The organism is Methanogenium sp. MK-MG, assembly GCF_009914725.1.
GTDB lineage: Archaea > Halobacteriota > Methanomicrobia > Methanomicrobiales > Methanomicrobiaceae > Methanogenium.
In genome coordinates this window covers 1-11,242 of the sequence record NZ_JAAAWJ010000063.1, presented here as the reverse complement: position 1 = coordinate 11,242, position 11,242 = coordinate 1, and the positions used below count along the sequence as shown (strand labels likewise).

The following is an 11,242-nucleotide window of genomic DNA, read 5'->3' as shown; positions in this document are numbered from 1 at the left end:
AATCACTGCAAATATCAGGACTATCTGTTTTATTCTCTGCCGTTTCATTCGCACCATTCCGTTATAAATTATCACTGAGGTGATTCAGTATATTATTGGTGGAGATAAATATAAATGGATTATGTTTCTGCCTAATGAAACCAAGGTGTTTTTGTCCATAATCGTTCAAATGGTATCTGTATATGATGCCGGAAATGCCAGTTGAAGATCTCATAGCAGATCTGCTCTCTGAATCTGATATACTCAGGCAGACGGCCGAATCCTCTCTGAAGGATTTTTCTGCCGAAACAGTGCTTCCAGAAATTTCAGCTCTTCTGCGTTCACCCGATAAACACATCCGAAACCGCGGGATGGAACTATTCTGCTGCATAGGCAGTGATGCTGTCCCTTCTCTTGCAGCGCTGCTTAAGAGTGAAGAATGGACAGTCCGGTATCGTGCTGCAGAGGCCCTTGGCATCATCGGGGGTAGTGCGGCATGTGCCCTGCTTGTCCCTGTTCTGCAGGACAGCAGGGACCACGTGAGATACATGGCAGCAAAAGGGCTGGGAATCTCATCATGTACTGAAGCTGCCGGTGCGGTGGCCTCCCTTCTAAACGATGAGAATGAGTTTGTGCGTGGATCAGCGGCCCGTGCCCTCGGACAAATGAATCTTGCGACATATGCACCGCTCATTGAGGGCGCCCTGCAGCGGGAAAAATATGAAAAGACCCGTGTTATGATGTCAGGGGCCCTGCTCCGCCTTGGCGGGGACAGATAGAGGATTGCATGAATCCGGATATACCTGAAAGCCGTGGCTGGATCCTTGCGGGCCTTGCCGCCCTCATCCTCTGTGTGCCTGTCTCGGTCTATGTCGTTGGCTCGATGCTGGGTGCCGGGGTGCAGTTTCCACTCTTCCGGTATCAGGAGACCTATATGGGTGCGAATGTGATCACAATCTTCCATGACCTCCAGTACGTGCTGGAAGGCACTATCACCGGCAGAAGCGCACTGATGCCTGTCTTCTGGACAGCAGGAGTTATGTCCGGTATTGCAGGACTTGTCTCTGTTGCTGTCCCGCCCCGGATACACGTACTCTACTCTCCCCGCAGGAGTGGTATCTGCATCATGGGTGCAGGACTGCTCTACCTCTTTGCTCTCATCGCCCAGTACGGGCCGTCGTTTTCATCGAGCGGAGGGTTCGCCATACCAGTGGGTGTCCCGGTGCTCGTAGTGGCAGGCTGGCTGGTATGGTCAGGCATCCTCTTTCCGGGTGCCGGTGAAACAGATGAGGGTGAACCTGAGGAATCTCAGGACAATTCATCGTGAAACATATTTTCAAGCCCGGTCTTTCCGGAATACGCGGTGCAGTCCAAGGTTATGGGGGTGATTGAAATGCGTCCTTCACGGACTGCATGGACATCAGTGCCTTCCTCCGCATCCGAACAGAAGGGTCCGTTGATCCAGTAATAGGGGCGGCCACGGGGGTCAAAGCGTTCTTCCACACCAGTGAGGAAGAGTTTCTCCGCAAGATGGGTGATCTCATACCCGCCGGTCACCTCTGTCGGGATATTGACGTTGACAACATCTGTGCCCAGGGGGAATCCGTCTTTTAACAACCGCTGGCAGACGTCTGTAATGACAGTTTTTGCCGCTGCAAAATTTTCATCAGAATACCGTGGGTCGTCAAATTTCTTACCCTGTTCCTCCACTTCGAGTGAGAAAGCAATGGATGGCACCCCCTGGTTGGACGCCTCCAGTGCGGCCCCGACCGTCCCTGATGTCATGATGGATTCATAGGAGAGGTTTTCTCCGATATTGATGCCGCTTACCACAAGGTCAGGTTTCAGGTTAAGTGAGTAGATGCCGATGATCACAGCATCTGTCGGTTTTCCGCCGACGGAGTAGGCCTCTGTGGTGTGCATCGGGATTCTGGTGACCCTGATTGGTTCAAAGATTGATATGGAACGCCCGACTGCACTCTGCTGTGCTGAGGGAGCGACAACGGTCACATCAGCAAAAGGGGTGAGTGCATCATAGGCTGCCCACAGCCCTTCTGACGTGACGCCGTCATCATTTGTGAGGAGTATTTTAGGTCTCATTTGTCTGGATGAAAATGAGGTTTGTGGCTACAAAAAAAGTTCGATCGGCACTCTCATAATTTCCGGAGGTGCATATAGTATTCAATGCTGGCACTTCTCGCAGAATATACCGTATTCCACAATCCTGCACTTGCGCCGGAAGGAAATGCAATGCTCTCTGTGCTGAAAGAGAGTTTCCTCCGGTCAGGATATGACGTAATCACCCCGGAGTCCGGGGATTTTGAAGCAGAGCTCAGGCGCCTCTCCCCTCTCGCCGATGTGGGGCTTGTTATTGCACCGGATCATCTGCTCGGAAAATATTCAAAGATTCTTGAAGACAACTGCCATAATATCGGGTGTGGAAGTCTCAATTGTGCTCTCTGTTCAAAAAAACCGCATGCAGGAGCAATTCTTGCCGCACAGGGCATTGCTGTCCCGAAGGATGTCTCAGAAGGTGTCCGTGTAATAAAGGAAAAGCAGGGAGCAGGTGCTCTGAATATGCGTATTGCAGATGAAGAACCCGGGCCTGGTGAGTTTGGACAGGAGTTCATCGAAGGCGAGCATATGAGCGTAAGCCTTGTCATCGGCCGGTATGTAGGAAATGCCTGCACATATTACAGCGGGCGTCCGCCCCTGGTGCTTTCCCTGAATCGTCAGTTCATTCGTTTTGATGATGGTCTGGTGACATTTGAGGGTGGTGAGGTTGGCGTGCCCCATCCGCGCAGGGATGAGATTGTTGCAACTGCCATCAAAGCGGCCACCGTCCTTGGCTGTCAGGGGTATGCAGGGGTTGATGTGATTGTCGGCGATGACGTTTATGTCGTGGATGTCAATCCGCGCCCCACCTCAAGTCTGACCGGTATTGCTGCGGTGATGGAGGAGGAAATTGCTGAGATTCTTGTTGCTGCATCGAAAGGGGTTGTACCTGAATCCGTCCATCTCAGGGGACAGGCACGTTATGATAAGGATGGGACGGTGACCCTGCTGTGATAGGAATTGACGTCGGTGGTGCAAACCTGAAGATTGTGGACGGTGATGACATCATCATTCATTACTGTCCCCTCTGGCAGGAATCACCCATAGCAAAATACCTGAAGCCATATGCCGGGCGAAAGGCCGCGGTGGTGATGAGCGGAGAGCTTGCAGACGGCTTTGCCTCCAAGGAAGAAGGCATTGCATTTATCGTCAATGCTGTCAGGTCGGTCATTCCTGATGCCCGGTTTTATGGGACGGACGGGGAATTTCATACAACTCCCTGCATCTCTCTTGCGGCGGCCAACTGGCTGGCCTCAGCGGATTATCTGCGCGCGAAATTCCCGGAATCTGTCTTTGTTGACATGGGAAGCACCACCACAGACATTATACCCCTCTCTTCGTTTGAACGCCTGCTCTCCCTGCGTGACCTTGACAGACTGCAGCGGGGAATGCTGGTTTATACCGGCCTTCTGCGTGCACCTGTCGCCTCACTGTTACGGGAAGTCTACCTGAACTGCGGTGTTGTAAGAACTCTGGTTGCAAACGAACTATTTGCCATCAGTGCTGATGTCCATCTTGTGATGGGCCATATTGGCAAGGCTGAATACGCCGTGCCTACACCGGATTGCGCAGGTGTCATGATAACCGAATCCCTGCAGCGGCTTGCACGGATGGTCTGTTCTGACCTTTCAGAGATTGGAGAAGAGAATGCGCGTGCGGTGGCTGCTGCATTCTGGGATGAGCAGCGGTCAGTCATTGAAGAGGAGATCCTGCGGGCCTCGGGCAGTGAAACAATGCCTGACCTGATCTGTGCCGGAATCGGGTCCGCACTTCTTGCAGAGACATTTGGCGGCAGAGACCTTTCAGACATATATGGGACAATGACAGATGCGTTTCCCGCGTTTGCAGTCCGTGAGGTGGCGAAACGAAACGCAGAATTCTGAGCCTCCTTCTGCTTGCAGGATCTCTTGTGGTTACCGTGGTATGCTATATGGCAGGGTTCCCGTTCTTCTTCTTTCTCCTATTTATTCCGCTGATTCCTTTTGCCGCTTCCCCGCATCGAATAAAGAAATGCCCGTGCTGCGGGTGGGAGACCACTGGCGCCGAAGAGTTCTGCCCCTGGGATGGAGCTGTTCTCGTTTCCTCTGAATGACAGTTCATTCATGTTGAGGATGGAAATCGGAATTGGCACTCCATACATCTCAATCACATTGGGCGGGGGGAATGTGCGCTGTGCATAGTTTCTGAGTGTTCCTCTGTCTACCACAATTTCGAGAGCTGCAAGAATACGGGCAGCATGATGATAGGAGTGCTTTTCAATCAGGGCGTTGCAGAGGTCAACGATGGGTATCCCCAATCTGGTATCCGGGTAAAACGGTGACTCTGCATAACAGAGTTTTCCGCATTGTTCGCAGTGATATCTCTTCACAAATACATGGATCGCCTGTTTCCCGTTTTTGTTTCTGAGAGTGGCAAACCGTTTGCGGCGCATGTCATGCCCCTTCACCGGTCCCCCGCAGTATGGACAGGCATCAAGACGGGTAAAGGTGATGCCGTCAGCTGACTGAATCGCTGAAGATACGAGATCTTTGAGCATCGAAGGGATCTGAACTGTGCGCATCGGAATATTTCTCCTGTCGGGATAGTTTCCTGTAAATATTCCTTAAGGGTATGCATTCCTTCTCCGGTGTATGCAGTTTGCATGGTGTCCACTGCCGGGAGATGGGTTCATTCTTTCTGTCTGGTTTATTATGCATTAAAAAAAGAAGAATAAACAGGTTGGCAGATGTCAAGACGTGCGGTAGATGCTCTGTTTCAGGCGCTGTATCTTCTCACAGATATCCGTTTTATTCTGCGGGAGACAGCACCTGTCCACGAACTCGATGATGAACAGAAGGTTCGTGCTGGAACGGCGATTGAAAAACTAAAAAAACAGGTGACAATTCTTGAGGAGGAACTGAGCTGATGAAATGCACCGCTGATATCGATACACGTGATGTGGAGGAGCTCTACATTAATATCGACCCCATCCAGGCAGGCGGCCGTTTGACCGTTGATGCCCAGAAGGCGGCACTTGCTTATTCAGACGGATATTCTGTCTGCGATAACTGTCGGAAACCATTCCGTCTGGATTATATCAATAAACCCCCGATAGCAGAGTTTCACCGTGACTGTGCGGAGTGGCTGAACATGGATGCGGTCCGGCTGGTCCCCGGAGCCCGGCGCGGGTTTCAGGCAGTGGCAAGTTCAATGGTTGAGAAAGGGGATCCCGTCCTTTTGACAGCCCTTTCCCATTACACTGAATTTGTCTCCCTGGAGCAGGCGGGTGCTGACATTCACGAGATCCCAATGGATGAACACCATCATATCACCGCTGATAACGCTGCGGCACGGATTGAGGATGTCACCCGCAAGACCGGGAAGACACCGTCCATTCTCTTTGTGGAACACGTGGATTACCAGTACGGCAATATCCATGAGATTGCGGGAATAGCAAAGGTGGCCCACCAGTATGACATCCCGGTGCTGTTAAACGGTGCATACAGCGTTGGTATCATGCCGGTGGATGGCAAGGCACTGGGCGTGGACTTTGTCATCGGTTCGGGCCATAAGAGCATGGCCGCCCCTGCTCCCTCAGGGCTTGTTGCGACAACAGATGAGTATGCTGACATTGTCTTCCGGACGACACAGGCAAAAGGGGATATCACCGGACGCACATTCGGCATCAAGGAAGTGGAGATGATGGGATGCACGCTGATGGGTGTGACGGTTGTCGGCCTCATGGCATCATTCCCTGCTGTAAAAGAGCGGGTGCTTCACTGGGATCGTGAAGTGAAGAACAGCAACCTGGTGGTGGATGCGCTCTGTGCCATCGATGGCACCCGGGTGGAGAGTGACATGCCGCGTGAGCACACGCTTACGAGAATCAATACTCTGGATTCCTTTGACAAAGTGGCTGAAATCCATAAAAAACGGGGTTACTTCCTGTCAAATGCGCTCAAGAAGAAGGGCGTGATTGGGGTGATACCCGGATCAACCCGTGTATGGAAATTTAATACCTACGGGCTGACCGACGCCCAGATTGCTCATCTTTGCCGGGTGTTTCAGGAAATTGCTAGGGAAAACGGCCTTACGGTCTCCTGATTTTTTGCGTTGCAGGATTCCTTTTTCAGGATGGGTTTGTTCCCCATCCTGTCCCTTCAGGAGGGAATTAGTCCGGATGGTGTCCTCTTTTTCAGGAGTCAGCATTCCTGACTTTGATTTCTACTGAGACGGGTATTCAATTATTTTCCCGTTCCGTGCCTCAACAATTGTAGCATGCGCCAGGGCATCTTTTAGCATATCATCGAGTGCAAGCTGTGCTTCATCGGCGCGTATCGCTTCAGAATCTGCCGCAATGGATGGGTGCTTTGGAACGATGGTGCACCCGAGGTCTCCGGCATTGTCACGGAAGGTTCCGATCATCCGTGCACGCATGATGATCTCTTCCTTGTCATAGGTCAGCAGCGGACGGAGGATGGGTATTGCCTGAGTTGTTACTTCCTGTACCACCCCGAGGTTTGCGAGAGTCTGTGTTGCCACCTGGCCGATGTTGTCTCCCATCACGATGGCGGCAATATTTTCCTGCCGTGCAAACTCTGCGGCCACACGGAGCATGAAGCGTTTACAGAGGATACAGCGGGTCCTGAGAATGCCTGCAGCAAGAAGTGCATCGTAGAATGGTTCAAGAGGAATGACCGTCATCCGGACTGTTTTTCCCGGGCACCAGGCAGAGATGGCCGCCAGATTCTTATCTACGGTATTGCGGACATCTGCTCCGGCATGCCGCCCACCGTCACAGTGGAGAAATACAGGGACACATCCGCGGCGCATCATCATCCATGTGGCAACCGGAGAGTCAATCCCTGCAGAGAGGAGGGAGAGGAACTTGCCCTGCGTGCCAAGAGGAAGGCCTCCCGGTCCGGGTATCTGGGTGTCATAGACGATTCCCCCAAATACCCGGGCCTCCGCAAAGACCTCATAGTCTGGTGCGGTCAGGTTGACGTGGATGCCGGGACAGCGGTCGATGATTCGTGCGCCCGTTGAGGCCCCCAGTTCCCGGCTGGTAAATCCTTTCATACCTGACCGTTTTGCACGGACCGCAAATGACATGCCGGGAGTGAGTTTTTCTGCTGCAAGCCGGGCCGCAGTCTCTTCGATGATATCCCGGTCCGGCGGTGTCATGATGCACCTGCTGACTCCGACAATGCCAAAGACCCGTGATGCAGCCTGTGCAATCCTGTCCGTTTCGTCTCCGGTTATGATGATTCTCTCCCTGAACTGTTTAATTGAACAATCCAGTCCTTCTGCTTTAATCGCGGCGGCCAGGTTATTTGTCAGGATATTGATATAGTATTTCATGACAGATTCGCTCTTCAAAAAAAGCTCACCATACCGTATCATCACAGCTTCGTTTGTCTCCATATTTTCTTCCATTATTTTTTCATCTCTTCCGGCTGTCCGCAGGCCGGCAATAACCGGAGATACATTGGCACCAACGGACAAAATAGATTGTTACCCTCTTGGAAGGGTCGAAAAAAGGACAACGCGAAAACACTAATAGCGCAGATATACAATTGAGTAATAACTATGGCGAAAAAGAAGGAGAAAGTAGAACCACAGTCAGTTCTGTATTATTTTTATACACAGGAACGGTGGGATAACTGGATTAAGACGCTTGAGGAGATGAGTTTTGAGTATGACGAAGATTCTGAGGAGATGCCGGAAGGACTGCAGTCACTCAATAATTTTACCGAAGATATCAACGTATCTGTCCTGAAAATCATCAAACTCTTCCTTCTTGGAAATTATAGCGGTGAGGCAGCCAGAAAGAAGATTGAAGAAGTTGAGGAGATCATTATGGGGCCTCTGCCTGAAAGTGACATTGCAGATATCATATCTGGTGTCCAGATGCGCTTTTTAGTGCTCTTTGCCGGGTGCAAGGCAGTCATCGACGGCACTGCCACCGGTGAGGTAAAAGATCTCATTAAATACGGCAGAACTCTTGGTGATGACCAGGCAGAAGAAGCCCTTAAAACTGCTGCGACTGTTTGTGCCCTTGTCATCCAGGGCGAGTCGTGTTGTGGTAAATATCTCCGCGGAGAGATGGATGATCCGACGCTCTTTGATGACTGGCTGATTGAGGTTGATGATATCGGGAATGGACTCAAATCACTCAGGAACTTTGAAGAGCAGTTTGGAGAAGGAATTTGATCGCCGCAAAGGCCAGATTCAGATACGCAAAAAAACTCCAGAGGATAGCAGGATACCGTGTACCTGATTTTGCCTTCAACGGGGCATTCATGGATATCCTGGTCTCATCTCTGGATTATGATTCCCTTGACCGCACCATGCGGTCACAGATCATTCAATTTTACAAGGATTTTCTTGAATGCGGATGCAAAGAGTCGCCCCAGTGCGGATGCCCGGAGAGAAAGTTTGCCCTGAAAATTCTTGAACTCCGCCGCCTTGGACTTGACCACCGGCAGATCAGTGAAATTCTGGTGGATGATTATGGTGTGGAGATTTACCCCACCGATATTCTGAGTTTTCTGGAAGATAGTGTACACACCCTTGAGACGATACGTGATGTAGCACGGATTGAAGGGAAAGAGAAACTTCTGCAGAAGACGATTGATGCGATACGTGAGATTGAGGGGAAATAATGTCCCGCACTTCACTGATATAATAATCCCGAATATTTTTCACTGTTCAACCATTGTCTCTTACTGATTCTTGCGGCGTACAGGAAGCTTCTTTCATTCACATGGCAGTGGGCTGCGGGGAAACCATCCGGCGGCCCACCCTGGTGAATGGTGCTGGAGAATCCCGGGGTCCCTTCTCCCTCGTCCAGGAGATGACAGTGGAGAGGGAATGTGCAGGATTGCACCAACAGTGCACCCAAATCCTGACAAAAGTGCAACAATAAAAAACGGGCATACGGATGTTCATTTCCCTAAAGGAGATAGTAATAAAAATAGATTTATAGATAATATAGGAAGTGTGCACCAAATTCAGGTATCATTCAGCACCCCTGATTCCTGTGGTGGTGATAGTGTCTGTATGTCTGATCCCGGTGCAAGTGCCCAGATGTCTGAAATATCAACATTGTGCAACCAAATTCAACATCCAGATGAAAATTGCCCGTTACAAATGTGCATCCCCGGGTGCACGGATGGTGCATGGAGGGGGGGTTGTGCACACAAAGAAGACGGAAAGCACATTTCAACTCCCTTGGGCGCCTTGGATCATCGCGAGTTTAGGGGGTCCACAGTCTCCCTGTGGCGCTGTAATCTATGTGATGAGCAGTGGGTGAGAGTATCTATCCGTGAAGGGTGTATGCCCGGCTGGTCAGGGGGTAGAACCGGGGTGAAGGGGAGGTGATAAAAAAGATATCAGAGTATTCCCATCTCACTCAGACGGGCCGGGAGATACTCCTTGGTGACAAAGTCCAGTCCTCTGCTTGCAAAGGCCTGCTGTTCTGATTTCAGGTTCATATCAAGCTGAAGCCGGATCTGTGTTCTCCAGTATTCAGTATCAAACCGGGGGTCGGTGAGTATTGCTTTCAGGGCAGCAGTATCGCCCTCCGTGAGCTTATCTGACGGCAGGTTATAATCACTGATATCACTCGGCTGGACACCGATGAACCGTGCTCCCGGTGTGGCAAGTATATCTGACATGTGGGCTGCCTTGATGGACCCATAGGCGATGCTTGCAAAGATGCGGTATGACCAGGGGTCACCATCAGTGAAGATCACAACCGGAATGCCCAGTTCACTGTTAATTCGTTTGAGCATGCGGCGGGTGGATCGTGCCGGCTGTCCCTTGAGATGGAGAAGGATGGCGTTATGCTCCTCGTCAAACCCGTTCTCCATTAAACGGGCATACATACCGCCGGTCTCCATCGCTATGATAAAGGATGCGTCATGGTCGAGGAATTTGATATTCTCAACATTTGAGGGAATGGGGTATCCTGCTTCCCCCACATCCTCCTGGCAGTGAATATCACGGTTACCACGCTTGGTCTGTTCACGGAGGCGCAGCGGTCCGTAGATGGACGCACCATCCTCCTCAGGGCGCAGATGGAATGCCTCTCTGGAGAGTTCGGTGACAATCTCCAGATCCTCTATCAGCATATTACTCTCGTCCTGTGCGGCAAACTTCGCCCGTTTCCAGCTCTCTGATATGTAATACATCTCCCTGAGGGTTGATGAGCGGGATTCGGTGAGCTGTTGCTTTAAAAACCCGACCACATATGCCATCTTCAGGATATGCAGTGCGCTCTTTGCAGAATTTGCCGACCGTGTTGTTCCTTTGCTGCCGTATTTCCAGACCTCGGTCTTTGCATCGTACTCAATGTTTGCCTTCGTCCGTGTGGGAAGTGTGATTGAGGGAACATGCCCCTCTGCCATCTGCCCGTACCAGTCTGCAGCGATTGATACCAGCCGCTCCTGAGTTATTTTGTCCTGTTCAGCATTCGCCATCGAGGTCCACCACCACTTTCATCTTTTCATCCACACCACGGATATCAATTGACCCTCTGCCTCTTCCGGGATACGTGGCCTTCCATGCGGACTCCGGCTCAATTGCTATCCGCCAGACTGCATTGAATTCACTGCCGATGGTATCGATGAAATCCGGTTTTGGCACAGCACCTTCCGGATTGTCTTCAGATAGACTGTAGACCATCACTTCAATCGGTTTTCTGGTGTAGTTCACAACAGAGATTCCGACCATCCCTGCCTCAGTCTTCTTCTTTGCCACCACCCGGCGCATGATCTGGCCTTCAATCGGTGAGATATCCGGGGGAGGGAGTTCAACGATCTCTGCGACCTTCTCTGCAATATCCGGGATGATGGAGCAGACTGCACGAGCACGGTCTTCTGCGAGTTTATTCCGGTCCCGTTTGTTGATGAAGGTCTTCAGTTCTCTCCCCAGGTCCTGTAGGGCGAGTGTAATCTCCTTTTCAATCTCAGGGATGGCCGCGATTGCATCCTTTGATTCAGACGTGAAAGGCACATTTGTCGAGGCCACATGGACGAGCAGGAGAACGGGGCCAAGCGGAAGGGACTGCTGGGAGAGGTTGTACGACCGCCAGTTAATTCCCGTGACCGCAGTTGTGATTGCACAGGCACCCTGCTGGTAGAGCAGCGGCACACGGTTTGCAAAC

Annotated in this window: 12 protein-coding genes and 1 pseudogene; 8 read left to right on the top strand and 5 right to left on the bottom strand. The window is 51.3% G+C overall.

Features of this window, described 5'->3' with window-relative positions:
- Positions 1-194: 194 nt before the first annotated feature.
- Both MKMG_RS08810 and MKMG_RS08805 read left to right on the top strand, forming a co-directional pair.
- A complete protein-coding gene (locus MKMG_RS08810; protein WP_165077382.1) occupies positions 195-758 on the top strand; it encodes a HEAT repeat domain-containing protein in 564 nt (187 codons plus the stop codon).
- Positions 759-766: 8 nt separating this feature from the next.
- On the top strand, positions 767-1,306 hold the full coding sequence (locus tag MKMG_RS08805; protein ID WP_165077380.1) for a hypothetical protein: 540 nt from the start codon (positions 767-769) through the stop codon (positions 1,304-1,306).
- On the opposite strand, the gene surE is transcribed toward MKMG_RS08805, so the two are convergent.
- The gene (gene surE, locus MKMG_RS08800; protein WP_165077379.1) at positions 1,288-2,079 is read right to left on the bottom strand and encodes a 5'/3'-nucleotidase SurE; all 792 of its coding nucleotides are present in this window, start codon (positions 2,077-2,079) and stop codon (positions 1,288-1,290) included. The two genes, MKMG_RS08805 and surE, sit on opposite strands and share 19 nt — an antisense overlap.
- An 84-nt stretch (positions 2,080-2,163) precedes the next feature.
- Between surE and MKMG_RS08795 the strand changes: the two genes are divergently transcribed.
- Together MKMG_RS08795 and MKMG_RS08790 are read left to right on the top strand one after the other, a co-directional pair.
- Entirely contained in the window at positions 2,164-3,048 is an 885-nt protein-coding gene (locus MKMG_RS08795) for an ATP-grasp domain-containing protein (protein WP_165077378.1), read from the top strand.
- A complete protein-coding gene (locus tag MKMG_RS08790; protein WP_165077376.1) occupies positions 3,045-3,977 on the top strand; it encodes a hydantoinase/oxoprolinase family protein in 933 nt (310 codons plus the stop codon). Before MKMG_RS08795 ends, MKMG_RS08790 begins: the two co-directional genes overlap by 4 nt.
- Positions 3,978-4,054: 77 nt before the next feature.
- Here the strand turns inward: MKMG_RS08790 and MKMG_RS08785 are convergent, their stop codons facing one another.
- The gene (locus tag MKMG_RS08785; RefSeq protein WP_216842896.1) at positions 4,055-4,654 is read right to left on the bottom strand and encodes a hypothetical protein; all 600 of its coding nucleotides are present in this window, start codon (positions 4,652-4,654) and stop codon (positions 4,055-4,057) included.
- A 165-nt stretch (positions 4,655-4,819) separates the two neighbouring features.
- Here MKMG_RS08785 and MKMG_RS08780 point away from each other — a divergent pair, with 165 nt between their 5' ends.
- Positions 4,820-4,999, top strand: a complete 180-nt coding sequence (locus MKMG_RS08780; RefSeq protein ID WP_165077375.1) for a hypothetical protein — start codon at positions 4,820-4,822, stop codon at positions 4,997-4,999.
- A complete protein-coding gene (pscS, locus tag MKMG_RS08775) occupies positions 4,999-6,177 on the top strand; it encodes an O-phospho-L-seryl-tRNA:Cys-tRNA synthase (protein ID WP_165077374.1) in 1,179 nt (392 codons plus the stop codon). Before MKMG_RS08780 ends, pscS begins: the two co-directional genes overlap by 1 nt.
- A 120-nt stretch (positions 6,178-6,297) precedes the next feature.
- On the opposite strand, the gene MKMG_RS08770 is transcribed toward pscS, so the two are convergent.
- Positions 6,298-7,509, bottom strand: coding sequence for a tRNA sulfurtransferase (locus tag MKMG_RS08770; RefSeq protein WP_254059151.1), 1,212 nt, complete (start codon positions 7,507-7,509; stop codon positions 6,298-6,300).
- A gap of 153 nt (positions 7,510-7,662) precedes the next feature.
- On the opposite strand from MKMG_RS08770, the gene MKMG_RS08765 reads away from it, so the two are divergent.
- Both MKMG_RS08765 and MKMG_RS08760 read left to right on the top strand, forming a co-directional pair.
- Positions 7,663-8,286, top strand: coding sequence for a DUF2150 family protein (locus MKMG_RS08765; RefSeq protein ID WP_165077373.1), 624 nt, complete (start codon positions 7,663-7,665; stop codon positions 8,284-8,286).
- Positions 8,283-8,738, top strand: a complete 456-nt coding sequence (locus tag MKMG_RS08760) for a DUF5814 domain-containing protein (RefSeq protein WP_165077371.1) — start codon at positions 8,283-8,285, stop codon at positions 8,736-8,738. Before MKMG_RS08765 ends, MKMG_RS08760 begins: the two co-directional genes overlap by 4 nt.
- Positions 8,739-9,467: 729 nt before the next feature.
- Here the strand turns inward: MKMG_RS08760 and MKMG_RS08755 are convergent.
- Both MKMG_RS08755 and MKMG_RS08750 read right to left on the bottom strand, forming a co-directional pair.
- Positions 9,468-10,556, bottom strand: coding sequence for a DNA topoisomerase IV subunit A (locus MKMG_RS08755; RefSeq protein ID WP_165077369.1), 1,089 nt, complete (start codon positions 10,554-10,556; stop codon positions 9,468-9,470).
- Positions 10,543-11,242 (bottom strand): annotated as a pseudogene (locus tag MKMG_RS08750) (DNA topoisomerase VI subunit B); the annotation flags it as partial. The gene MKMG_RS08755 and the pseudogene MKMG_RS08750, both read right to left, overlap by 14 nt.

Coding starts and splice junctions, on each gene's coding strand:
- MKMG_RS08755 (WP_165077369.1), bottom strand. CDS start 10,556: ATGGCGAATGCTGAACAGGACAAAATAACTCAGGAGCGGCTGGTATCA.
- MKMG_RS08785 (WP_216842896.1), bottom strand. CDS start 4,654: ATGCGCACAGTTCAGATCCCTTCGATGCTCAAAGATCTCGTATCTTCA.
- surE (WP_165077379.1), bottom strand. CDS start 2,079: ATGAGACCTAAAATACTCCTCACAAATGATGACGGCGTCACGTCAGAA.
- MKMG_RS08810 (WP_165077382.1), top strand. CDS start 195: ATGCCAGTTGAAGATCTCATAGCAGATCTGCTCTCTGAATCTGATATA.
- MKMG_RS08780 (WP_165077375.1), top strand. CDS start 4,820: ATGTCAAGACGTGCGGTAGATGCTCTGTTTCAGGCGCTGTATCTTCTC.
- MKMG_RS08765 (WP_165077373.1), top strand. CDS start 7,663: ATGGCGAAAAAGAAGGAGAAAGTAGAACCACAGTCAGTTCTGTATTAT.
- MKMG_RS08795 (WP_165077378.1), top strand. CDS start 2,164: ATGCTGGCACTTCTCGCAGAATATACCGTATTCCACAATCCTGCACTT.
- MKMG_RS08805 (WP_165077380.1), top strand. CDS start 767: ATGAATCCGGATATACCTGAAAGCCGTGGCTGGATCCTTGCGGGCCTT.
- MKMG_RS08770 (WP_254059151.1), bottom strand. CDS start 7,509: ATGGAAGAAAATATGGAGACAAACGAAGCTGTGATGATACGGTATGGT.
- pscS (WP_165077374.1), top strand. CDS start 4,999: ATGAAATGCACCGCTGATATCGATACACGTGATGTGGAGGAGCTCTAC.